The organism is Pseudomonas sp. SDI (assembly GCF_003105155.1).
In the GTDB taxonomy this organism is placed as follows: Bacteria; Pseudomonadota; Gammaproteobacteria; order Pseudomonadales; family Pseudomonadaceae; genus Aquipseudomonas.
Map to the genome: position 1 here is coordinate 1 of NZ_QETK01000010.1, position 23,312 is coordinate 23,312.

General features: G+C 62.7%; 21 protein-coding genes and 2 pseudogenes. 11 read left to right on the plus strand and 12 right to left on the minus strand.

Translation table 11 applies throughout. The features are described from left to right. Positions 1 to 341 precede the first annotated feature (341 nt). Positions 342 to 1,214, minus strand: a complete 873-nt coding sequence (locus DCO48_RS08415) for a helix-turn-helix domain-containing protein (RefSeq protein ID WP_116550145.1) — start codon at positions 1,212 to 1,214, stop codon at positions 342 to 344. 137 nt (positions 1,215 to 1,351) lie between these two features. On the opposite strand from DCO48_RS08415, the gene DCO48_RS08420 reads away from it, so the two are divergent. After that, positions 1,352 to 2,257, plus strand: a complete 906-nt coding sequence (locus DCO48_RS08420; RefSeq protein WP_116550146.1) for a DMT family transporter — start codon at positions 1,352 to 1,354, stop codon at positions 2,255 to 2,257. 156 nt (positions 2,258 to 2,413) lie between these two features. Here DCO48_RS08420 and DCO48_RS08425 read toward each other — a convergent pair whose 3' ends face one another. Together DCO48_RS08425 and DCO48_RS08430 are read right to left on the minus strand one after the other, a co-directional pair. Then, the gene (locus DCO48_RS08425; protein WP_116550147.1) at positions 2,414 to 3,385 is read right to left on the minus strand and encodes a D-glycerate dehydrogenase; all 972 of its coding nucleotides are present in this window, start codon (positions 3,383 to 3,385) and stop codon (positions 2,414 to 2,416) included. 73 nt (positions 3,386 to 3,458) lie between these two features. Beyond that, positions 3,459 to 4,406: a LysR family transcriptional regulator gene (locus DCO48_RS08430; RefSeq protein WP_116550148.1), complete on the minus strand. Its 948-nt coding sequence runs from the start codon at positions 4,404 to 4,406 to the stop codon at positions 3,459 to 3,461. Between the two features lie 188 nt (positions 4,407 to 4,594). Between DCO48_RS08430 and DCO48_RS08435 the strand changes: the two genes are divergently transcribed. From DCO48_RS08435 to DCO48_RS08475, 9 genes are all read left to right on the plus strand, one after another. Then, the gene (locus DCO48_RS08435) at positions 4,595 to 6,121 is read left to right on the plus strand and encodes an efflux transporter outer membrane subunit (protein WP_116550149.1); all 1,527 of its coding nucleotides are present in this window, start codon (positions 4,595 to 4,597) and stop codon (positions 6,119 to 6,121) included. Further along, positions 6,118 to 8,304: an FUSC family protein gene (locus DCO48_RS08440; RefSeq protein WP_116550150.1), complete on the plus strand. Its 2,187-nt coding sequence runs from the start codon at positions 6,118 to 6,120 to the stop codon at positions 8,302 to 8,304. Before DCO48_RS08435 ends, DCO48_RS08440 begins: the two co-directional genes overlap by 4 nt. After that, positions 8,294 to 8,494: a DUF1656 domain-containing protein gene (locus DCO48_RS08445; RefSeq protein WP_116550151.1), complete on the plus strand. Its 201-nt coding sequence runs from the start codon at positions 8,294 to 8,296 to the stop codon at positions 8,492 to 8,494. The genes DCO48_RS08440 and DCO48_RS08445 overlap by 11 nt, the downstream gene beginning before the upstream one ends. Positions 8,495 to 8,505: 11 nt before the next feature. After that, positions 8,506 to 9,360: an HlyD family secretion protein gene (locus DCO48_RS08450; RefSeq protein ID WP_116550152.1), complete on the plus strand. Its 855-nt coding sequence runs from the start codon at positions 8,506 to 8,508 to the stop codon at positions 9,358 to 9,360. A gap of 161 nt (positions 9,361 to 9,521) precedes the next feature. Continuing rightward, entirely contained in the window at positions 9,522 to 10,430 is a 909-nt protein-coding gene (locus DCO48_RS08455; protein ID WP_116550153.1) for a LysR family transcriptional regulator, read from the plus strand. Between the two features lie 107 nt (positions 10,431 to 10,537). Further along, complete coding sequence (locus DCO48_RS08460; RefSeq protein ID WP_116550154.1) at positions 10,538 to 12,043, plus strand: MFS transporter; 1,506 nt, start codon at positions 10,538 to 10,540, stop codon at positions 12,041 to 12,043. A gap of 17 nt (positions 12,044 to 12,060) precedes the next feature. Beyond that, positions 12,061 to 13,116, plus strand: coding sequence for an HlyD family secretion protein (locus tag DCO48_RS08465; protein WP_116550155.1), 1,056 nt, complete (start codon positions 12,061 to 12,063; stop codon positions 13,114 to 13,116). Then, entirely contained in the window at positions 13,113 to 14,573 is a 1,461-nt protein-coding gene (locus DCO48_RS08470) for an efflux transporter outer membrane subunit (protein ID WP_116550156.1), read from the plus strand. Before DCO48_RS08465 ends, DCO48_RS08470 begins: the two co-directional genes overlap by 4 nt. 46 nt (positions 14,574 to 14,619) lie before the next feature. Continuing rightward, entirely contained in the window at positions 14,620 to 15,414 is a 795-nt protein-coding gene (locus DCO48_RS08475; protein ID WP_116550157.1) for an SDR family NAD(P)-dependent oxidoreductase, read from the plus strand. 3 nt (positions 15,415 to 15,417) lie between these two features. On the opposite strand, the gene DCO48_RS08480 is transcribed toward DCO48_RS08475, so the two are convergent. The 6 genes and pseudogenes from DCO48_RS08480 to DCO48_RS08505 form a co-directional block, all read right to left on the minus strand. Then, positions 15,418 to 16,242, minus strand: a complete 825-nt coding sequence (locus tag DCO48_RS08480; RefSeq protein ID WP_116550158.1) for an SDR family oxidoreductase — start codon at positions 16,240 to 16,242, stop codon at positions 15,418 to 15,420. A 51-nt stretch (positions 16,243 to 16,293) separates the two neighbouring features. Then, complete coding sequence (locus DCO48_RS08485) at positions 16,294 to 16,644, minus strand: thioredoxin family protein (RefSeq protein ID WP_116550159.1); 351 nt, start codon at positions 16,642 to 16,644, stop codon at positions 16,294 to 16,296. Between the two features lie 69 nt (positions 16,645 to 16,713). Continuing rightward, on the minus strand, positions 16,714 to 17,178 hold the full coding sequence (locus tag DCO48_RS08490) for a multidrug transporter (protein ID WP_116550160.1): 465 nt from the start codon (positions 17,176 to 17,178) through the stop codon (positions 16,714 to 16,716). Between the two features lie 124 nt (positions 17,179 to 17,302). After that, a pseudogene (locus DCO48_RS22940) lies at positions 17,303 to 17,452 on the minus strand (transposase); the annotation flags it as partial. A gap of 615 nt (positions 17,453 to 18,067) precedes the next feature. Next, positions 18,068 to 18,589, minus strand: a complete 522-nt coding sequence (locus DCO48_RS08500; protein WP_116550161.1) for a hypothetical protein — start codon at positions 18,587 to 18,589, stop codon at positions 18,068 to 18,070. A 109-nt stretch (positions 18,590 to 18,698) separates the two neighbouring features. After that, positions 18,699 to 19,862 carry a type III PLP-dependent enzyme gene (locus DCO48_RS08505; RefSeq protein WP_116550162.1) on the minus strand — a complete coding sequence of 388 codons (1,164 nt, stop codon included), beginning with the start codon at positions 19,860 to 19,862 and terminating at the stop codon, positions 18,699 to 18,701. Positions 19,863 to 20,512: 650 nt separating this feature from the next. Between DCO48_RS08505 and DCO48_RS08510 the strand changes: the two are divergent. Beyond that, a pseudogene (locus tag DCO48_RS08510) lies at positions 20,513 to 20,605 on the plus strand (RNA polymerase subunit sigma-24); the annotation flags it as partial. 49 nt (positions 20,606 to 20,654) lie between these two features. On the opposite strand, the gene DCO48_RS22710 reads toward DCO48_RS08510, so the two are convergent. The 3 genes from DCO48_RS22710 to DCO48_RS08520 all read right to left on the minus strand — a co-directional run bounded on the left by DCO48_RS22710 (position 20,655) and on the right by DCO48_RS08520 (position 23,254). Further along, on the minus strand, positions 20,655 to 21,467 hold the full coding sequence (locus tag DCO48_RS22710; RefSeq protein ID WP_165840752.1) for a hypothetical protein: 813 nt from the start codon (positions 21,465 to 21,467) through the stop codon (positions 20,655 to 20,657). 292 nt (positions 21,468 to 21,759) lie between these two features. Further along, the gene (locus DCO48_RS08515) at positions 21,760 to 22,575 is read right to left on the minus strand and encodes a hypothetical protein (RefSeq protein WP_116550163.1); all 816 of its coding nucleotides are present in this window, start codon (positions 22,573 to 22,575) and stop codon (positions 21,760 to 21,762) included. Positions 22,576 to 22,795: 220 nt separating this feature from the next. Beyond that, the gene (locus DCO48_RS08520) at positions 22,796 to 23,254 is read right to left on the minus strand and encodes a hypothetical protein (protein ID WP_116550164.1); all 459 of its coding nucleotides are present in this window, start codon (positions 23,252 to 23,254) and stop codon (positions 22,796 to 22,798) included. Positions 23,255 to 23,312 lie beyond the last annotated feature (58 nt).

Below are 23,312 nucleotides of genomic sequence, written 5' to 3' on the forward strand. Positions count from 1 at the left end.
GTTAACCCGAGGCCGAGTGGAGCCTGCGATCTGTGGGGTGAGGGCCATGGATGGCCCGAAAGCGCCGTTGGCCCATGGATGGGCCGTCGGCGCGGTCCCTGCGGATCGTAGGCGGAGGGAGGGGACCCGAAGCGCAGCGTAGGGCCGAGAGGTGGGGCGAGAATTTTTTGCTTACTTTTTTTTTCGACTGAAAAAAAGTAAGCCGCCGTCAGGGCGGAAGGGGCCGGCAGCCTCGCCACGGCAAATGGATATGCACGCCGAGCCCGAGCCCGAGCCCGAGCCCGAGCCCGAGCCCAAGCCCAAGCCCACCGCCGTTCCCACAAAGAGGAATCAGCCCCGTCTCAGCTGAACGCCAAGCGATACTCCCCAGGCGTAGCCCCCAGCGCCTGTCGAAAGCGGTTGCTGAAATGGCTGGCACTGGCAAACCCGCATTGTAGAGCGATCTCCCCCAACGCCAGCGCGCCAAGACGCAACAACTGCCGCGCCCGTGCCAGGCGTCGAGCCAGCACATACTGATGTGGCGGCAAACCGAAGCTCTCGCGAAACATCCGCGCAAAATGGTATTCCGACAGATTGCACAGCCCGGCCAGCTCACGCAGGTTCAACGGCTGCTCCAGGTGGCCTTCGACATACTCGGCCAACTGCCGTCGTTGGTGCGCTGCCAGCCCGCCTTTGAGGCGCAACCCGGCGCGCATGCCGACCTGGCTCAACAGCGCATGGTCGAGCATCTCGTGTGCCAGGCTGCTGGTCAGCAGGCGCTCGCCCGGTTCGTCCCAGTTCATCGCGATCAACTGGTGAAAGCGCCGTGCCTGCTGCGGGTCATCGAGAAAGGTCGCCTCGCGCAACTGCAGCTCGCGCGGTTCGCGATCGAGCAGGCGCACACAGCCGAGGGCGAACTGTTCCTGGCTGATGTACAGATGGGCCAGGCGGATGCTGCCGTTCACCACCCAGTTCGATGGCGCCCCCGCCGGCATGATGCACAGCTTGTTCGGCGCACCCTTGAGGCTCGGCTGCTCGCGACGGAAGGTGCCGGTGCCGTCGGCGATGTAGCACGACAGCGTGTGATGGCTCGGCGCCTCGTAGTCGCGGGCATCATGGCGATTGTTCCACAGCGCCACGGCCAGGCCGTCGCCCAACTGCGCACTGTGTTCCAGACGGGCATGGGGCGAGGCGTGCATGGCTTTGAAGACTTGCAGTTGATCCAGTGGCGTCATGGGCTCTACCTCTGCCGTCATCCTACTCCCGGACCCCGTCCAGGGTCAGCCTGCCCCCACGCAAAAGCGCAAGTTTGTGCAAGCGCGCCACCCCACCCCGGCCGGACACTGGTAGCTCGCACCTGAGGAGCGCCACCATGAACCTGTCGTTGTACCTGCTGACCGTCCTGATCTGGGGCACCACCTGGATCGCCCTGAAACTGCAACTGGGCGTGGTCGCTATCCCGGTCTCGATCGTCTACCGTTTCGCCCTGGCGGCACTGGTGCTGTTCGTCATTCTGCTGCTCAGCCGGCGCCTGCAAGCGATGAACCGACGCGCTCATGGTCTGTGCCTGGCCCAGGGCCTGTGCCTGTTTTGCGTCAACTTCATGTGCTTCCTCACCGCCAGCCAGTGGATCCCCAGCGGCCTGATCGCCGTGGTGTTCTCCACGGCCACCCTGTGGAACGCGCTCAATGCACGGCTGTTCTTCGGCCAGAAGATCGCCGCCAATGTGCTCGCCGGCGGCGCCCTCGGCCTGGGCGGGCTCGGCCTGCTGTTCTGGCCGGAACTGGCCGGCCACGCCGCCAGCCGCGAAACCGTGCTCGGCCTCGGCCTGGCCCTGCTCGGCACCCTGTGCTTCTCGGCCGGCAACATGCTCTCCAGCCTGCAACAGAAAGCCGGCCTGCGGCCAATGACCACCAACGCCTGGGGCATGCTCTACGGCGCGACGATGCTCGGCCTGTACTGCCTGCTCAGCGGCATCCCGTTCGGTATGGAATGGAGCACCCGTTACATCGGCTCGCTGCTGTACCTGGTGATCCCCGGTTCGGTGATCGGCTTCACCGCCTACCTGACCCTGGTCGGCCGCATGGGCCCGGAACGCGCCGCCTACTGCACCGTACTATTCCCGCTGGTGGCGCTGAATGTCTCGGCCGTCGCCGAAGGCTATCAGTGGACCCTGCCGGCACTCGGCGGCCTGGTGCTGGTGATGCTCGGCAACCTGCTGGTGTTCCGCAAGCCACGGCCCAAGGCGCCGCCCGCCAGCCTCGCGGCGAGCGCCTGAACCGGCGCCGCTGTCTACACTAGGCGAGGTGCAGCTGTGCTGCCTGGCGGCCGTTGCTGCTCGCAGCCCGCTGGCGCACTGGCTGGTGTTCTTTGCCTTGCACGTGGAGCTTGGCCTCAAGCAGCCGCCAAGAAGCGGCGATGAGGTCCCCAAGGCCTACTTCCAGACCTGCGGATTCACCAGATCCCGTGGCCGCTCCCCGAGCAGCGCCGCGCGCAGGTTGTCGATCGCCCGATTGGCCATCGCCTCGCGGGTCTGCGCCGTCGCCGAGCCGACATGCGGCAAGGTCACTGCATTGCTCAGGGCGAACAGCGGCGACGCCACCAGCGGCTCCTTCTCGTACACGTCCAGCCCTGCGCCACGGATCGTCCCGTTGCGCAGCGCCTCGACCAGCGCCGCCTCATCCACCACCGGCCCGCGCGACACGTTGATCAGAAACGCACTCGGCTTCATCATCTGCAATTGCCGGGTGCTGATCAGGTGCGTGGTCTGCGCCCCCAGCGGCACCACCAGGCAGACGAAATCCGCTTCGGCCAGCAGCGCGTCGAGGCTGCGGAACTGCGCGCCAAGTTCCTGTTCCAGCGCCGGCTTGCGGCTGTTGCCGCTGTAGATCACCGGCATGTTGAAGCCGAACCGCCCGCGCCGGGCAATCGCCGCGCCGATATTGCCCAGGCCGACAATGCCCAGTGTCTTGCCATGCACATCGCTGCCGAACTGTGCCGGGCCGACCGTGGCCTGCCATTGGCCAGCCTTGGTCCAGGCGTCTAGCTCGGCCACCCGCCGCGCCGCGCTCATGAGCAGCGCAAAGCCGAGGTCCGCGGTGCTTTCGGTGAGTACATCGGGGGTGTTGGTCAGGGCAATTCCGCGCGCGTTGAAATAGCCCAGGTCATAGTTGTCGTACCCCACCGACACACTCGATACCACCTCAAGCTTGCCGGCGTTTTCCAGCTGCGCCTGGCCCAGCTTGCGGCCCACGCCAATCAGGCCGTGCGCTTCGGGCAACGCCTGGTTGAACTGGGCGGCGATGTCGCCGAGCTTGGGGTTCGGCACGATCACGTTGAAGTCTTGCTGCAGGCGTTCGACCATCGGCGCAGTGATGCGACTGAAGGCAAGGACGGTCTTTTTCATCGGCAAAATCTCGGCTGGCGGTGGAGAATGGGTAGCACGCTATCATTCCCCACGGCCGCTGTGCAGCAAGATTTCAGTTGGCGATGCGCAACTCGTGGGTCTTCAGGTCGGCCTCGTGGGCGGCGAGGATTTCTGGCAGCGAGTTGCGCAGGTACTCGACCCAGGTCTTGATCTTGGCATCCAGGTACTGGCGCGACGGGTAGATCGCGTACAGGTTCAGTTCCTGCAAGCGGTACTCGGGCATCACCCGCACCAGGCTGCCATCGCGCAGGCCGTCGATGGCCGAGTAGATCGGCAGCACGCCAACGCCCATGCCGCTGCGAATCGCGGTTTTCATCGCATCGGCCGAGTTCACCTGGAACGGCGCCTGGGTGATGTTGACCACCTCCTGGCCTTCCGGGCCGTCGAACAGCCACTTCTCCAGCGGGATCACCGGGCTGACCATGCGCAGGCAGGCATGCTTGAGCAGGTCGGCCGGCTTGTGCGCGATGCCATGTTGCTTCACGTAGTCGGGTGAGGCGCAGACGATGCTGTAGGTGATCCCCAGGCGCTGCGAGACAAAGCCCGAGTCCGGCAGCTCGCTGGCCAGCACGATGGACACGTCGTACCCCTCGTCGAGCAGGTCCGGCACGCGGTTGGCCATGGTTAGGTCGAAGGTCACGTCCGGGTGGGTTTCGCGGTAGCGGGCGATGGCATCGATCACAAAGTGCTGACCGACCCCGGTCATCGAGTGCACTTTCAATTGCCCGGCCGGGCGCGCATGGGCGTCGCTGGCCTCGGCCTCGGCTTCTTCGACATAGGTGAGGATCTGCTCGCAGCGCATCAGGTAGCGTTTGCCGGCTTCGGTCAGGGCGATACGCCGAGTGGTGCGGTTGAGCAGACGGGTTTGCAGGTGCGCTTCAAGGTTGGAGACCGCGCGCGAGACGTTGGCGGTGGTCGTATCCAGTTGCACCGCTGCGGCGGTAAAGCTGCCGACTTGCGCTACACAACTGAAAGCACGCATGTTTTGCAGGGTGTCCATGGGGCGCTCTCAAAGAAGACGACAGAATTGTGACATGAAGTAACCAAGGAAGTCTTAAGACTAAAGCCGGATTATCGCCGTTTTCGTAACAAAGATTCGCAGTAATGCCCGCTTATCGCCAGTGCGGCGGCCCCCTAGAATTGCGCTCACCAAGCGTCATCCACCTTCTACGTCGGGAATTCGCAGCTGTGCCGCGTCGCATCATCAGAGCGCTGAATGCGCTCAGTGTCTGTGCCTTTAGCTTGACCTTGAGCGGCTGTATCGGAACCTGGGGCATTGCCCCACAAAGCAAGACGCTGCAAGCCAATACCCTGACCACCGACGCGGCGATCCGCGAGGCCGCCCGTGATGCCAACTGGCCGGCGCAGCAGTGGTGGCGCGCCTATGGCGACCCGCAACTGGAGCGCTGGATTGCCTTGGCCGTCAAGGACAGCCCGAGCATGGCCATGGCCGCTGCCCGTGTGCGCGAAGCCAGGGCCCTGGCCGGGGTGATCGAGTCGGCAGAAAAACTTCAGGTCAATGGCGACGCCGTGCTCAAGCGGCATAACTGGCCCGAAGACCCGTTCTATGGCCCTGGCGCACTGTCCGGGGCCAACACCTGGGACAACAACGCTGCGCTCGGCTTCAGCTACGCCCTCGACCTCTGGGGGCGCGAGCGCAATGCCAGCGAACAGGCCGTGGACCGCGCGCACATGAGCGTGGCCCAGGCCCGTCAGGCCCAGCTCGAACTGCAGAACAACATCGTCAAGGTGTACATCCAGCTGTCACTGCATTTCGCCCAGCGCGACATCGTCGCCGCCGAACTGGAACAGCAGGAGCAGATTCTCGCGCTGGCCGAACGGCGCCTGGCCGGTGGCATCGGTACGCATTTCGAAGTCAGCCAGGCGCAGACGCCGCTGCCGGAAACCCACCGCCAGCTTGACGCCATCAACGAAGAAATCGCCCTGGCGCGTAACCAACTGGCGGCATTGGCCGGCAAGGGCCCGGGCGAAGGTGCGCAATTGCAGCGGCCGAGCCTGTCGCTCGATGTCGAGCTGAAGCTGCCCTCGGCACTCCCTGCCGACCTGCTCGGCCAGCGCCCGGACGTGGTTGCCAGCCGCTGGCAGGTTGCAGCCCAGGCCCGTGGTATCGACGTTGCGCATGCCGGCTTCTTCCCTAATGTCGACCTGATCGGCGGACTCGGCTTCATGGCCACTGGCGGCGGCCCGCTGGAATTCCTCACCGGGCGCAAGTTCAACTACAACCTCGGCCCGGCCATCAGCTTGCCGATTTTCGATGGTGGCCGCTTGCGCGCCGAGCTGGGCGTGGCCTCGGCCGGTTACGACATCGCCGTGGCGCACTACAACCAGACCGTGGTCGAGGCGCTCAAGGGCATCTCCGACCAGCTGATCCGCCGCGCGTCGATGAACGAGCAGCAGCACTTCGCCGCCGCGTCGGTAGCCTCGGCGCAGAAGACCTACGACATCGCCATGATCGCCTTCCAGCGCGGCCTCACCGATTACCTCAATGTGCTCAACGCGCAGACGTTGCTGTTCCGCCAGCAGCAGATCCAGCAGCAGGTCCAGGCCGCGCGGCTGAGTGCGCATGCCGAGCTGGTCACCGCCCTCGGCGGTGGTCTCGGCGCCGGTGCCGATGTGCCGGACGTCGAGCGTGAGGCGCCGCCGGCAACCCCGCGCACCCTGGCGATCTTCGATAAACCGGGCCACGCCGAATGAGCGCCGCCAGCTTGCCGTTTCGCTGGCTGGCTTCGCTCGAGTGGCGCCGCGGCTTCTTCGCCTGGGCGCGTACCGACGGGGTTACCTGGGTATACATCTTCAAGGTGCTGACCGCCGCGTTCATCACCCTCTGGTTGGCCATGCGCCTGGAACTGCCGCAGCCGCGCACGGCGATGATCACTGTGTTCATCGTCATGCAGCCGCAGAGCGGGCATGTGTTCGCCAAGAGCTTCTGGCGGGTGCTCGGCACCCTGGCCGGGTCGTCGATGATGGTGGCGTTGATCGCGATCTTCCCGCAGAACACCGAGCTGTTCCTGCCCAGCCTGGCCGTGTGGGTCGGCCTCTGCTCGGCCGGCGCCATGCGCTACCGGACCTTCCGCGCCTACGGCTTCGTGCTCGCCGGCTACACCGCGGCGATGGTCGGCCTGCCGGCCCTGCAGCACCCGGACGGGGCGTTCATGGCGGCGGTCTGGCGGGTGCTGGAAATCAGCCTGGGGATTGCCGTGTCGACCCTGGTCAGCGCGGCGATCCTGCCGCAGTCGGCCGGCGCCGCGATGCGCAACGCGCTGTACCAGCGCTTCGGCGTGTTCGCCAGTTTCGTCACCGAAGGCCTGCGCGGCGACAGCCAGCGCGACCGCTTCGAAAGCAGCAACGTGCGCTTTATCGCCGAAGCGGTGGGCCTGGAAAGCCTGCGTAACGTCACCGCCTTCGAAGACCCGCACATGCGTCGGCGTAGCGGCCGGCTGGGGCGGATGAACAGCGAGTTCATGGCCATCACCACGCGCTTCAACGCCCTCCATCAACTGCTGGAGCGCCTGCGCGCCCGTGGCCCGTTGCAGATCGTCACCGCTATCGAACCGGGCCTGAACGCCCTGGCCGAGTTGCTCGACGGCTATGCCGGGCGTGCCCTGACCCACGCTGACGCCGCGCGCCTGGCTGAGCAGTTGGCGGCGTACAAGGAGGGGCTGCCCGAGCGCGTGCGCAGCCTGCGCGCGGCGTATGTCGAAACCGACCCGAGCGACGCCGACCTGCTCGACTTCCATACCGCCTACGAGCTGCTCTACCGCTTCGTCGACGACATGCACAGCTACGCGCAAACCCACGCCTCGCTGGCCGAGCACAGTCACGCCCGCGAGCAGTGGGACGAGCCCTACGTGGCCCAGACCAACTGGATGGTGTCGCTGGCGGCGGGCTTGCGGGCGTCGTTCATCCTGCTGGTGCTGGGCAGCTTCTGGTTGGCCACGGCGTGGCCGAGCGGGGCGATGATGACCCTGATCGCGGCGGCCACCGTCGGCCTCTCGGCGGCCACGCCGAACCCCAAGCGGATGTCCTTCCAGATGGCCTGCGGGACCTTCCTCGGTGCGCTGATCGGCTTCTTCGAAACCTTCTTCGTGTTCCCCTGGATCGACGGTTTCCCGTTGCTCTGCCTGGTGCTGGCGCCGGTGTTCGTGCTCGGTGCGTTCCTCGCTTCGCGCCCGGCCTATGCCGGTTACGGGCTGGGCCTGCTGATTTTCTTCTCGACCGGCTCGGTGCCGGACAACCTGACCATCTACAACCCTTACACCTTCATCAACGACTACATCGCCATGGTGATCGGCATGCTGGTGTGCGCCGCTGCCGGGGCGATCATCCTGCCGCCGAACAGCCGCTGGTTGTGGCGGCGCCTGGAAGAGGACCTGCGTGGCCAGGTGCTGTTCGCCCTCAGTGGCCGCTTGCGTGGGCTCGGCTCGGCGTTCGAAAGCCGCACCCGCGACCTGTTGCACCAGGCCTATGGCCTGGCGGTCGGCCAGCCACAGGTACAGAGCACGCTGTTGCGCTGGATGTTCGTGGTGCTGGAGGTTGGCCACGCGATCATCGAGCTGCGCCGCGAACAGGCCATCCTCCCGGTGCACCCGTGCTATGCCGAGTCGCAGCCGTGGCGCCAGGCCATCCGTGTGATGGGCCGGGCGCTGGCGCGGTTGTTCCTGCAACCGTCGGCGAGCAACCATGAACGTGCGCTGGTGGCGGTGGACCATGCGATCAGCCGGGTGCAGGCCACCGACGAACCGTTTGCCCGGCACTTCGACACCTCGGCGTTGCGCCGGGTGCAAAGCTACCTGCATTTCATCCGTACTTCCCTGCTCGACCCGCAATCGCCGCTGGCCGCCCTGGCGCCGGCACAAGGACCCAGCCATGCCCCGTGAGATCGCCTTCCATGGCGTGTACATGCCCACCGTTACCTTGATGTTCCTGTTTGCCGCCGGGTTGGCCTGGGGGCTCGACCGCTTCATTGCCGGCTTCGATGGCTACCGCTTCTTCTGGCACCCGGCGTTGTTGCGCCTGTGCCTGTTCATCTGCCTGTTCGGCGCGATGGCGCTGACTGTTTACCGTTGAGACCGACGTCGATGAAAAAGTTTTTCAGCCTCCTGGCTACCTTGCTCGTGCTGGCTGCCGCCGTGGTGATCGGCCGGCAGTTGTGGTTGCACTATATGACCACGCCGTGGACCCGCGATGGCCGGGTGCGGGCCGACATCATCAACGTTGCGGCGGATGTACCGGGCTATGTGGTGGATGTGCCGGTGCGCGACAACCAGTTGGTGAAGAAGGGCGATGTGCTGATGCAGATCGACCCGGCGCATTACGAAGTGGCGGTGAAGCAGGCGCAGGCGCTGGTGGCATCGCGCAAGGCGACCTGGGAGATGCGCAAGGTCAACGCGCATCGGCGCGCCGACATGGACAACCTGGTGATCTCGAAAGAGAACCGCGACGACGCCAGCAACATCGCCAACTCGGCGCAGGCTGATTACCAGCAGGCGCAGGCGCAGCTGGCGGCGGCGGAGCTGGACCTCACGCGCACGCGGATTCTGGCGACCGTGGACGGCTACGTGACCAACCTGAACGTGCACCGTGGCGACTATGCGCGCACCGGCGAGGCGAAGATGGCGGTGGTCGACAAGGATTCGTTCTGGGTCTACGGGTTCTTTGAAGAGACCAAGTTGCCGCATGTGCGGGTGGGCGACAAGGCCGACTTGCAGATGATGAGCGGCGCGCTGTTGAAGGGGCATGTGGAGAGTATTTCACGGGGTATCTATGACCGTGACAACCCGCAGAGCCGCGAGCTGATTGCGGATGTGAACCCGACCTTCAACTGGGTGCGCCTGGCGCAGCGGGTGCCGGTGCGGATTCATATCGACGAAGTGCCGGAAGGCTTCCTGCTGGCGGCGGGGACAACCTGTACGGTGGTGGTGAGGCCGGAATAATCCGGATGATGCAGTACAAAAATGTTCTGGAAACGACGTGCATCACCGTCAGCGATGTACAGCCACGGCAAAACTTGTAGACAATGCCGATCCGGCCTACGTCATCTAAGCTGCATGGGCTACAGCCAATTCCTCGAACAGCCTGAATGGATGCGCGTCCCATGCAACTCCCAGACATGAACCTTCTCGTAGCGCTGGATGCGCTGCTCGATGAAGGCAGCGTTGTCGGCGCCGCGCGCCGGATGAACCTCAGCCCCGCCGCCATGAGCCGCACCCTCACCCGCATCCGCGACGCCGTCGGCGATCCGGTGTTGGTACGTGCCGGTCGTGGCCTGGTCCCCACGCCCAGGGCCATCGCCCTGCGCAGCCAGGTACGTCAGGTGGTCGAACAGGCCAACCAACTGTTCAGCGCCAACCACGATCTCGACCTCGCCAGCCTCGAACGCGCCTTCAACCTGCGCGCCAATGACGTGTTCATTGCGCCGTTCTCGGCACCGCTGCTCGACGCCATGCGCCAGCAGGCACCGCGCACCGTGCTGCGTTTCGTCCCGGAAGGCGCGGGCGGCGACGAGGATCAAGCCCTGCGTGACGGCCGTCTCGACCTGTACATCAGTGCCACCCGCGAGCTTGGCCCGGAGATCAAGGTACAAGGGCTGTTCAGCACCACCTTCGTCTGCCTGGCACGCAACGATCACCCGATCTTCGACGACGAAATCACCGCTGAGCGCTTCGCTGCGTTCGAGCAGATCAGCGTCTCGCGCCGTGGTCGTGCCCTCGGCCCGATCGATAGCGCCCTCGGTGTGCTTGGCCTGCAGCGGCGCGTTGCGCTGATCACCCCAAGCTTCCATTCGGGCATGTTTTCCCTGCCGGACTCCGAGCTGATCCTGCCGCTGCCCGAACACATGCTGCACAGCGTCGCCCGCCTGGGCCTGCCACTGCGCTCGTTCCGCATGCCGTTCGCCCTGGAACCGGTGCAGGTAATGCAAGCCTGGCATCCGCGTTTCGACAACGACCCGGCCCATCGCTGGCTGCGCCAGACCCTGAAAGCCTGCTGCAGCCGCCAGCCCTGATCGAGGCGTGCGTCTGCTGCAGTAATTAGCTGCAAAAATGTAACTTTTCGTCAGTAGTCACGCTTTTTAGACTCGCCGGGTCAATCACTTGCCCGGAGTGTCACCCCATGTCTGTTTCCGCCGCCCCTGCTGCGCCCGCGGCGTTCGGCCCGCGGATCGTGATCGGCCTGCTCGGCGTACTGCTCGCGGTGCTCTGCGCCGGCCTCAACGAAATGGTCACCAAGCTGGCGATGGCCGACATTCGCGGTGGCCTGCACATCGGCGCCGACGAGGGTGCCTGGCTGATCGCGCTGTATTCGGCGAGCTCGGTGGCGGCCATGGCCTTCGCGCCCTGGTGCGCCGTGACCTTCTCGCTGCGCCGCTTCACCCTTTGCGCCATCGCGGCCTTCGTCGTGCTCGGCGTGCTGTGCCCGTTTGCCCCCGACGTGCCCAGCCTGATGCTGCTGCGCACCCTGCAAGGCTTCGCCGGCGGTGCGCTGCCGCCGATGCTGATGAGCGTGGCGCTGCGCTTTCTGCCTGCCAACATCAAGCTCTATGGCCTGGCCGGCTATGCCCTCACGGCCACCTTCGGGCCAAGCCTGGGCCTGCCGCTGGCCGGGATGTGGACCGAGTACGTCAGCTGGCACTGGACCTTCTGGCAGATCATCGTCCCGGCCCTGATGGCGATGGCCTGCGTGGCCTGGGGCCTGCCGCAGGACCCGCTGCGCCTGGAACGCTGCCAGCAGTTCGACTGGCGCGGCCTGCTGCTCGGCCTGCCGGCGATCTGTTCGCTGGTGCTGGGGGTGTCGCTGGGCGATCGCCTGGGCTGGTTCAACTCACCGCTGATTGCCTGGCTACTCGGTGGCGGAGCGCTGCTGATGGTGCTGTTCATGCTCAACGAGTGGTCCGCGCCGCTGCCATTCTTCAAGTTGCAGATGCTCGCCAACCGCAACCTCAGTCACGCGTTGATTACCCTCGGCGGGGTGCTGGTGGTGCTCTCGGCGGTGATCATCCTGCCGACCGCTTTTCTCGCCCAGATTCAGGGCTACCGGCCGCTGCAAAGTGGCCCGGTGATGTTGCTGGTGGCATTGCCGCAGTTGCTCGCGTTGCCGCTCACGGCGGCGCTGTGCAACCTGCGCGCGGTCGACTGCCGCTGGGTGCTGGCGGCGGGGTTGGGCATGCTCGCGCTGTCCTGCGCCGGTGGCACGCTGATTACCGGGCAGTGGATTCGCGATAACTTCTACGTGCTGCAACTGTTGCAGATCTTCGCTCAGCCGATGGCGGTGATTCCCTTGCTGATGCTCGCTACCGGCGGCATGACCGCGCAGGACGGGCCATTCGCTTCGGCCTGGTTCAACACCGTGAAGGGCCTGGCCTCGGTGGTCGCCGCCGGCTTGCTGGACTGGCTCAGCACCGTGCGCCGGCACTTTCACTCGAACACGCTGGTGGACAGCCTGGGCAACTCGCCACTGGCCGACAGCACGGCGCCGGACCTGGCCCGGCGCCTTCACGCGCAGGCGCTGGTGCTGACCAGTGCCGACCTCTACCTGTGCATGGCGCTGCTGGCGCTGGCGCTGATCCTGCTGATTCCTTTCGTGCCGACCCGCATCTACCCGCCGCGGGCAGCGGCCTAGTCCAGAGAGACCCGATCATGACCCTGAGCAAACCCCTGCAATACACCGCGCTCGCCGTGACGTTTGGCGCCCTGGCGTGGGTCGTACTGCCGTCGCCGTTCGCCAGCCGAGGCGAACAGAGCACCAACGATGCCTACGTCTCGGCCGACTACACGGTGGTCGCGCCAAAGGTGCCTGGCTTCATCAAACAGGTGCTGGTCGAGGACAACCAGCAGGTGCGTGCCGGCCAGCCGCTGGCGCTGCTCGACGACCGCGATTACCAGGCTGCGTTGGCGGCGGCGCAGGCCCGTCTGCTGACCGCACGGGCGCAGCAGCAGAACGCGGCGGCAACCCGTGAGCGCCAGGTGTCGCTGATCGAACAGGCGCAAGCGGCGTTGGCGGCTGGCGACGCCGAACTGGCCTTCGCCAAGCATGAACTGACCCGCCACAGCCGCCTCGCCGAGCAGGGCGCCGGCACCGTGCAGAACGCCCAGCAGGCGCGCAGCCGGGTCGATCAGGCGCGGGCGCAGCAGGCCAACGCCCGCGCGGCCCTGGCGGCGGCGCGCAAGCAGGTGGAGATTCTCGACGCCCAGGTGGATGCCGCTGCCGGTGGCCTGCAACAGGCCGAAGCGGCGCTGGAGCGGGCGCGTCTGGACGTGTCCTACACCACCATCGTCGCGCCCATCGACGGTATGGTCGGCGAGCGCGCGGTGCGGGTTGGCGCCTACGTCAATCCGGGGGCGCGGCTGCTCTCGGTGGTGCCGCTGGCGCAGGCCTATGCCATCGCCAACTTCCAGGAAACCCAGCTCACCGACGTGCAGCCGGGGCAGGCGGTGGAGGTCAGCGTCGACACCTTTGCCGGCGAACGCCTGCGCGGTCATGTGCAGAGTGTGGCGCCGGCGACCGGGCTGACCTTCGCGGCGGTGAAACCGGATAACGCCACCGGCAACTTCACCAAGGTGGTGCAGCGGATTCCGGTGAAGATCGTCTTCGAGCCCGGACAGCCGTTGCTCGGACGGTTGCGGGTGGGCATGTCGGTGGTGGCCACCATCGATACCCGGCACAACGTCGGCCAGGAGGTCAGCGCACGATGAGTCGGCTTCGAACACTGAGCGTGATGGGTGCGTGCCTGGGCCTGGGCGCCTGCACGCTGGGCGCGGATTTCAGCGCACCGGCAAACGATGCTGGGTTGGCCTGGCCGCCCCTGCAGCAAGCCGCCGCGCCGAGCCAGCCACACGCGGCAGCGTTGGACGTGCGCTGGTGGCAGGGCTTCAACGATGCGCAGCTGTCGGCACTGATCGAGCGCGTGGTGGGCCGCAACCTCGACCTGCAGGTCGCCAGTGCGCGCTTGCTGCAACGCCGTGCTGCCCGCCAGAGCATCGCCAGCGAGCGCTACCCCTCGGTCGATCTGGCGGGTGGTGTCAGTCGCGCCCGCAACAGTGCCGACGGCTTGGCCGACCCCTCGGGGCACAACGGTGGTTCGGCCTATAGCCTTTGGCAAGGCGACTTCGTTGCCGGTTGGGAGCTGGACCTGTGGGGCCGGGTACGCCGCGAAGTCGAGGCGGCCGACGCCAGCGTCGAGGTGGCCGAGAACGACCGCCGTGGTGTGCTCTTGTCGCTGTTGGCGCAGACCGCGCGCGACTACCTGCAACTGCGCGCGGTGCAGGCCACGCTGGCGGTGGTGCGTGACAACCTTGAGGTGGCGCGGCACAGCCTGCGCCTGTCGCAGAGCCGCTTGGCCGATGGTGTGGCGACCCAGCTTGACGTGGCCCAGGCGGCCGCACAGGTGGCCTCGGTGCAGGCGCGCCTGCCGGCGCTGGAAGATCGCGAGGCGCAATTGATCAACGCCATCGGCCTGCTGCTCGGCGAGCCGCCGCGCAGCGTGCAGGCCGAGTTGAGTCAGCCGCTCGGCTTGCCGCAGCCGCCGCAGCGCTTTGCTCTGGGCCTGCCTTCGGAACTGGCCGCGCGGCGCCCGGACATCCGCGCCGCCAGTGCGCGCCTGCATGCGGCCACAGCGAGTATTGGTGTGGCCAAGGCGGATTTCTACCCGCGCATCCGCCTGTCTGGTAGTGCCGGTTTGCAATCCCTGCAACTGGCCGATTTCGGCAACTGGAGTGCCCGCCGCTTAGCCATCGGTCCGCAACTGAACCTGCCGTTGTTCGAGGGGGGACGGCTCAGCGGCGTGCTGAAACTGCGCGAGGCGCAACAACAGGAGGCGGCGCTGGATTATCAACATGTGGTGCTGCGCGCCTGGCATGAGATCGACAATGTGCTACGCCTGTATAACGCCAGTCAGTTACGTCGCGACCTGCTCGACGAAGCGGTGCGGCAGAACCGCATCGCCCTGGACACCGCCCAGCGCCAGTATGTGGAGGGCGCGGTGGACTTTCTCAACGTGTTGACGGTGCAGGGCGCGTTGCTGGCGAATCAGGAACAGTGGGTCGAAAGTTCGGCGGCGGTGTCGTTGGCCATGGTCGGTCTCTACCAGTCAATCGGTGGTGGCTGGCAGGCCTTCGAGCCGGCATTGCAGGCCAGCGCAGATGCGCGTTGAGGGCCGTGGTACGCGGGTTTACTTTCATCCATAGAAGGACGCAGGCATGAATATTTCGTTGCATGGCAAACGTGCGGTCGTCAGTGGCTCGACGGCTGGTATCGGTCTGGCCATCGCCATCGGCTTGGCCGAAGCTGGCGCCGAGGTGGTAGTCAACGGCCGCAGCAAGGCGCGGGTCGATGCCGCGCTGAAACAGCTGCGCGGCAAGCTGCCGGGGGCCAAGGTCAGCGGCGTGGTGGCCGACCTGGGCACGGCCGAAGGCGCCCAGACGCTGTTTGCCAAAGTGCCCCAGGCCGACATCCTGGTGAACAACCTGGGCATCTTCGAGCCCAAGGGGTTCTTTGAAATCAGCGATGAAGAGTGGCAGCAGTTCTTCGAGGTCAACGTGATGAGCGCGGTGCGCCTGTCGCGGCACTATGCGCAGCACATGGCTAAACAGGGCTGGGGACGGGTGCTGTTTCTGTCCAGCGAATCGGCGTTGCAGATCCCGCTGGAAATGGTGCATTACGGCACCACCAAGACCGCCTTGCTCGCGGTATCGCGCGGGCTGGCGGAAACCCTTGCCGGTAGCGGCGTCACGGTGAATGCGGTGCTGCCGGGGCCGACGCGTTCGGAAGGGGTCGGCGACTTCTTCGCCAAGCTGGCCCAGGAGCAGGGCGTGAGCCGCGACAGTCTGGAAGCCAGCTTCATTGCCGAGCACCGGCCGAGCTCGCTGATCAAGCGCCTGGCCACGGTGGAGGAGGTGGCCAACATGGTCGTTTACCTGGCTTCGCGCCAGGCCAGCGCTACCACCGGCGCCGCGTTGCGGGTCGATGGCGGGGTGCTGCGCTCGATTGCCTGACGTTTAAAGCGCGCGGTCCAGGCCGAAGCGTTTGGCCAGGACCTTTTCCAGCAGGGCCTTGGGCAGCAGCGTTGCCAGCAATGGCAGCGCTCGGCTGCCGTTGCCCAGGCGTACCAGGCGTGGCGGCGGGTTTTGCTGAGTGGCCTTGAACAGGTCGGCGGCGAACACGGCGGCCGGGGTCGGGCGGTCCTGCGAGGCGCGGGCGCGGGCACGAATGCTGTCGCGCAGCGGCCACCAGGCTGAGCCTTGATCGAGCACCTGCTCGGCTTCGCGTTCGGCGTTGTTGGCGAAGCTGGAGGCAATCGCGCCGGGCTGTACTTCCTGCACGCGGATGCCGAACGGCGCCAGCTCCAGGCGCAGGGCATCGCTGAGGGCATGCACGGCGGCCTTGGAGGCGCAGTAGGCGCCGGCGAATGGGGTGACCAGCACCCCCGACACGCTACCGACATTCACCACCAGGCCACGGTTGCGCCGCAGCAGCGGGAACATCGCGCGGGTGACGCCGACGAGGGCGAAGACATTGGTTTCGAACTGGCGCTGCATGGCCTCGACGCCGCCGTCGAGCAGCGGGCCCATGGCACCGTAACCGGCATTGTTGATCAGTGTATCCAGGCCGCCATGGTGGCTGTCGATGTCGTCGGCCAGCTGTTGCAGGGCCGCGCCGTCGTTGACGTCGAGCGGGCGCGCGGTGAAGCCTGCGGCCTGCAGTTGGGCGACGTCGGCGCTTTTGCGCGCGGTGGCCCAGACGGTGTGGCCGGCGTTGCGGAAACAGTCGGCGAGGGCGCGGCCGATACCGCTGGAGCAACCGGTGATGAGCACGATGGACATTGGCGGTGACCTGTTGATCGGTAAGGATGGGCCGATCATACGGCAACTTCGCTAGTGCATATCAGCCAGTTCCTGCTCGATTTCCTGCACATTCGCGGTGCTGATGACTCGCGCTTCGCCGTTGCATGGCAGCAGCACTTGCGAGGGCAGGTATTTGATCTGCCTGGCGCTGAACAGCTCCATCAAGGGGATGTGAAGGAAGTCTTCTTCGTAGTCGTCGACGTTGAAGGCGTAGAAGCGGATCTCTGGTAGCACGGTGGCGAGCAGGGCGATCTTCGGTTGCAGTTCGACGCAGGGTGGCCATTGCTGCGAACCGACCAGCAGCAGGCTGGGGTGTTGGCGGCGGGTGGATTCGAGCAGCTCACGCAGGTCGCTCAGACCGTGCACGGGGATGAGGGGCATGGAGGGTCTTCCGTGTTGGACAGACCTCATTCAACACGCTGCGGTGGGAGGGCGGTACTGGCAGAAATACTAGTTGGCGAAGCTGCCCTGCAGGTGTTCGGCACGAAACTCCAGGGTTTGCGGGCGGTAGCCGGCGCGTAGCGGTGGCAAGGGCAGGCAGTCGCTCCAGCTGGCCCCGGCCTGCAGTTCGCCGGGGCCGCGGTAGCGCGGCGCGCTGTAGGTGTTTTCGGCGAGGTTGACGGTGTCGCCGGGGGCATAGGCCGCCACGCGCCAGCGCAGTTCGGTAAGCGGGGTGTCGTTACCGTTGTTCATTTTCACCTGTAGCGGGCGGTCGACGGGACAGTCGCTAGGGGCATAGTTCAGGCGTAGTTCAAGGCGGGCCAGTTGCCCGGCCTCGCGGTTGTCCAGCCAGACGACCCAGAGCCCGACCAGGCTCAGGCCCAACAGGGCAGCCAGGGAAATCGGCAGGGCCTTGGCAGGGTAGCGCAACAGCAGGATCAGCCAGGTGAGGATCAGCAGGATACCGATGAGCATGGGCGGCGGGCCTTGAGTGCGATGGGGGCTATGCTAATGCCAAACAGGACGTTGGACGAGTTTGAGGTCCTTTTCTCAATTCTAGTCGGCGATGCGCGTACCTTGCCCGCTCTTGTCAATCCCGCTAACCGTACGCCATCCGCTTGATGACCTTTATTCGATTGTTTATCCCTTCCAGTTGGCCCGTGTGCATCAGCCAGCGAACCCGGCTCACGATGCCCCGCCAATAACCCTTTAGCCGTTTGGCGAACTGGATGAGAGTAGGTATCTCGCTTCCTCCAGGCGGACCTGTTGTTCCGGCGTTTTCAAGTTCTGCGCACGGCCGAGAATGGGCAAATCACGAACGACGCGCTCGCAATACTCATGAGTGCTTGAACAGGTTTTTTGGCAGCTACCACAGCAAGGGAGCCGGGTAGCGTGGGGAGTCAGATCGATCTGTAGCGCGTCGCCATCAGGCCTGGATGGTATTGCCATATCAGCCTTCAAGGGCATTCGGATAACGTCCGAAGCGGTCCAGTGTTGTGTAGTTCATCTCGTACATGCCGTTCGATATTCGCTACCGGTGGTAGGAGCGACCGTTGCGGACATAAGTTCCTGAGGTACTGATGGTCCGATGAAAGAATGCTAACTATTTTTCAGAATTAGCTACTTTCAATTTGATAGCACCGGGCGCTGGCGTGTCTGTATATAAAGGGCAAACTAACGCTGGGATGTTTTTGTACCAGCATGGAAAAAATCAGGATATTTCGTCAAAAACTACGAACGGTCATTTGGCACGTTTGCTACCAATGATGATGGCATTTATTTGGCGCTATCAATTTGTCTGATTATTGGGTGTGAGTTGGGCCGGGAGGTGGCATTTACAAAGGGCCAGTGTCCTGGAGATTTATCAGGAGACGGCAAGTATGGCTGCTATCAACGACAGGGGTTGCCCTTGGTAGACGTTCAGGTAGCGTTCGCCGTTGCTGAGGCGTTGTCGGGGTTGCTGGCCTTGGACCGATTTCAGGCGTATCCGGTACCACTGCTGCGCGGACTCTGAGACGGCGATGGCGTCACCGAACTCCACCGTCCATTGCTGGCCGGAGGTTGAAATGTTGTAGAGGCCGAGATAACCGTTTCTGCTGATTTCCAGATGGCCGCCGGTGAAGTCGCGACTGGATTTGTGACGGATGTCGCCGACGATGGTGTACCGCGGCAGGCCTTTGCTGTCGCTGGTGCAGTGGGTGAAGCGAAAGTTGCAGCCCAGCACGCTGAGTGGGGGCTGACGCTCCTTGATCACCAGCCAACCTTCGGTGGCCAGGCCGGAGCGGTACTGATAGCTAGTGGAGACGATTTCGTTGAACTGTTCGTTGTCGGCGCGACGAATGGCCAGGGTGAAGGTGGGTGGGCGTTGGCTGGTGCGGTCTTCCATGACGATGACTCCGTTGGCTTTAGCGGCCGACGGTAACCAGTCAGGACAGGGGGGCGGGAGAGCGAAGCGCTTCTGTGGGAGCCGACGGTGCCGGCTCCCCCAGGAGGCGTTACAGGTAGTAAGCCTTCAGCGGCGGGAAGCCATTGAACTCCACTGCGCTGTAGCTGGTGGTGTAGGCACCGGTCGACAGCCAGTACAGGCGGTCGCCGATCGCCAGGTTCAGTGGCAGGCCGTATTTGTAGTGCTCGTACATGATGTCGGCGCTGTCGCAGGTTGGGCCGGCGATCACCACTTCTTCCATTTCGCCTTTCTTCTCGGTCCAGATCGGGAACTTGATCGACTCGTCCATGGTTTCGATCAGGCCGGAGAACTTGCCCACATCGGTGTACACCCAGCGCTCGACTGCGGTACGCGACTTGCGCGCCACCAGCACCACTTCGCTGACCAGGATACCGGCGTTGGCAATCAGCGAACGGCCCGGCTCGAGGATGATTTCCGGCAGGTCGTCGCCGAAGTCTTCCTTGAGGAAGCGGATGATCTCTTCGGCGTAGGTTTCCAGGCTGTTGGTGCGGGTGATGTAGTTGGCCGGGAAGCCGCCACCCATGTTGATCAGTTTCAGCTCGATGCCGTCTTCGTCTTTCAGGCGCTCGAAGATCACCTTCACCTTGGCAATCGCCGCGTCCCAAACGCTGATGTCGCGTTGCTGCGAGCCGACGTGGAAGGAGATGCCGTATGGCACCAGGCCCAGGTCGCGGGCGAGGATCAGCAGGTCCATGGCCATGTCGGTCTGGCAGCCGAACTTGCGCGACAGTGGCCAGTCGGCCGTGGTCGAGCCTTCGGTGAGGATCCGTACATAGACTTTCGAGCCCGGCGCGGCCTTGGCGATGTTGCGCAGGTCGGCTTCGGAGTCGGTGGCATACAGACGCACGCCCTTCTCGTAGAAGTAGCGGATGTCTTTGGATTTCTTGATGGTGTTGCCGTAGCTGATACGGTCGGCGCTGACGCCACGGTCCATCACTTTGTCCAGCTCATAGATCGAGGCGATGTCGAAGCTCGAGCCTTTTTCCTTGAGCAGGTCGATGATCTCGACCGCCGGGTTGGCCTTGACCGCGTAGTAGACCTTGGCGAATTCGAAACCGGCGCGCAGGTCGTCGTAGGCCTTGCTGATCATCTGGGTATCGATCAGCACGAACGGGGTTTCTTGCTTGTCGGCGAACGCCTTCATTTTCTGAAAGGTATCGCGCGCGAAGTAGTCTTCGACCTGAATCGACATGCTTAGGGACTCCATGGGCAAACTGAAAAAATAAGTGGCTGCAACTGAACGTCCTCCGTATCCCCACTTTGGTTCGCCTACTTCCCAAGGCATGTCGCCGAAAGCAAAAAGGTCAACCGTGCCCGTTACACCAGAGCGGCGGGTGACCTTGCTGTCTCGTCGTCAGTACTTGAGCCGGATGGATCGTTTCCAGCATGGACGTTCGGCGCGAACTTTAGGACCTGGGGGGTTCAAGATCAACAAAAAATGTCGCGTTTTCGCACACGTCTGTCGCCGCGAATCGGCCAGCCACAAAGCAACCGACTCAGGTAAACAGTAGGCGTTCAGTTTGATTACAAAAGCGTTAAAAATACCGTTATACGCGGGGATCTTTCACTGATCGGCGAGTGTTGCCCCTGAGCCTGACGATCGCCGACGATAGCGACGAAACGCTCGGAAAACGCCACCCAAGGCGTCAAGCGGGCGGGGGGCTCCAGCAGCCCTGCCGTTCAGTTTTTTTTCCGCCTGGAGAAACGGATTTTTTTCCCGGTGTGGCTGAATTTTTTTCGTCATTACACGTTTCGTCGGTAACGACGATCTTCGATTGCCCGGCTTAATAAGAAACATTACTATTCGCGCCTCTCTCCCTTGCCGCCCGATAACCCCGCACCGTGTCACGACACAAAGGCTTCCTCGACCACTACAACGAGTTGATCGGCACCTGGACGCGCAAACTGCGCAGTCGTCAGCAGGCCGAGGATCTGGCGCTGGTCGACAACGCGCCACTACCAGACCTCGTTCGGCCGTTAAGAATTAATGGTCAGCAGGCCCGTTCACGATGTCGTTATCCGGGGGCTGTTTCGTTGCTTCGGTTTCGTTCGTCTGGCCTGTCAAGGAGCCTTTGTCGAAGTACTCTTCGAGTTTTGCGAACAGGCTCATTGCATCGCCTTCTGCTTGACCCGTTTTGTAGTTGAAGTCCAGGTCTATGTTGCGTTGGTATTGTGCGCGTGTATCTTCGGGATACAGAACCTGTTCCATCACTGGCAAACTATCGAAATGCCTCAAGCATTCGGTAGCGAGCACGGTCTGCTTACCGGTGTTGTGGTATTCCTCTTGCGCTGCTTGTATGACCTGTAGACGCCATGCTTCTTCTTGATCATGCGCTTCTGATCGCGCTGCGCGTCGCTCATTAATGGTAAAGCTACCGCTTTCGTCATTGACAATTAGTGAAAGCTGGTCTCTGGACAAGCCTTTAAATGGATTTCTCCCGATGCCGTTTTCAAAGTCGGTTGCCTTACGCGCGCGGTCGAGCAACTGAGGGTCGTCAGTGTTGGGTAATTCAGCATCCTGTATTGATTTGTTCGTGCTATGGAGCAATTGATCATTGATGCGTTTAGCCTTCTCTGCCAACCCCGCAAAATCTAGCCCTGCGTTCTCGACCTCCGCCCGCGCCGCCGCATTGCTCAATTGCTGAGCCAGCGATGACACTGATTCGCGGGTATCCGGGAAAGTAGCGGCAGGGGGTGCTGGTTTGTCTTCAACCGGCGAACTGGAGGGTTGCTTGGTTTGCGTAGTACTGGCGCTGTTCAGCGCTTTGCTGACACGTGAACTATCAAAAGTGAGCATGACAATCTTCCTTAATCCGAGTAATAACCAGTTCAGGCATCCTTGCCGTGCAATGTCGTTCGTCATTATCCTTAACGGTTGGATGGGGATGGTCTAATGCAATTTTATTTGTGTGAAAACAAGTAAGTATGGCGGTCCTTTGCATAGGTATGGCGAAGGTTTCGTAGCGCAATAAAAGTTTCTTTGAGGCAGTAGGCCGTACACGAACCTCCGAAGTAAACAGTGTGTCTTTGAAATGCTGCAAAGAGGCTTGGGTCCTCTGAGCATTAATCTGACTTAGTGGCCGTTAAATTTAAGATGTTTTGTGCAACCCTTCTTTAATGGATATCGCATCTTCAGTCGATTCGGCTTCATTTGGCGGTGTCTTGCTTTCCAAGGAGCCTTTGTCAAAATACCTTTCGAGCATCGAAAACAGGTCTGGTAACTCAGCTTCTTTCTGGCCTGTCTTGTAATTGAACCCGGTATCGATATCGTGCTGCAGTTCAGCCGGATAGCTAACTGGGTAGCGCGCCTGTTCGATGGTAGGTAACTCGTTGTAATGTTTCAGAAGGGCGGTGCAGAACTCCGTGATTTTACCTGTGTTGTGATATTCCTCTTGGGAGTTTTTAATTACCTGTTGACGCCATGCCGACTCTTGGTGAAAAGCCTCTTCCCATGCCGCTCGCCGTTCATTGATAGTAAAATCTCCACTCTCATCATAAGCAATTAATGCAAGTTGATCTCGTGGCATACCTTTAAAAGGATTTCTACCAATACCATTTGAAAAATTGCTGGCCTTGCGGGCTTGGTCGAGTCGCTGGCTATCATCACTGTTGGGTACTTCTGCGTCACGTAGGACTTCATCGGAGCGATTGAAAAGCTGATCAACAATCCGTGTAGCTTTCTCCGCCAACTCCGCAAAATCTAGCCCGGCATTCTCAACCTCCGCCCGCGCCGCCGCATTGCTCAATTGCTGAGCCAGCGATGACACTGATTCGCGGGTATCCGGGAAAGTAACGGCAGGGGTTGTTGGTTTGTCTTCAACCGGCGAACTGGAGGGTTGCTTGGTTTGCGTAGTACTGGCGCTGTTCAGCGCTTTGCTGACACGTGAACTATCAAAAGTGAGCATGACAATCTTCCTTAATCCGAGTAATGATCAGTCCAGGCATCCTTGCCGTGCAATGTCTTTTAGACGGATAGTGCCTTTTCTAAAATAAAATATTTATCTGGGAATCTGAGGTTGTGGTGGAGTGTAGTAAAAACGAGATATTTTTTGAAACAACACACTCGACAGATTTTTCTAGCGCAGTCATACCCAGCTGGCGTGGCGGGCATGACTGCCTGTTCGATTACTTCATGGTGAACTGAACAGCCCACGAATAATCCGTGTAGTTGGTCGAGGTAATGGTCGCCGTGCAGCTCGCGCCGCCGCTCGGGGTCGCGCTTTTCTTCCATTGCGGAGTTTTGCTGCCGGTGGCGCTGCGGATGTTGAGGAAGGTGGTGCTGAAGACGCAGGTCTTGTCACCGATTTTGTAGCGGACGGTGGCGAAGTTAGTATCAGGGGAGATGAGGCTTTGGACGGTATAGAATCCCGTGTTGCCACCTGAAATCTCCTGATCTGGTTTTGGTCTGGAGTTCTGATAAGTGCTTGTTTCGTTGGCGTTAGTGATGGTGTAGACCGCTGGAGCAGAGCCGGAAGCACCCAGGTGTTTGACAGTAACCTGTACTGCAGGGCCTCCGTATGCTGCTCCCGCCGTGATAGCAGCAGCCATTGCTACTGTAGTAAACAGAGTTTTTCCACGTTTCATGAATTATGCTTCCTTGTATTGATGGATGTGCGATAGCAATCTTTCGATCGTTATTGCC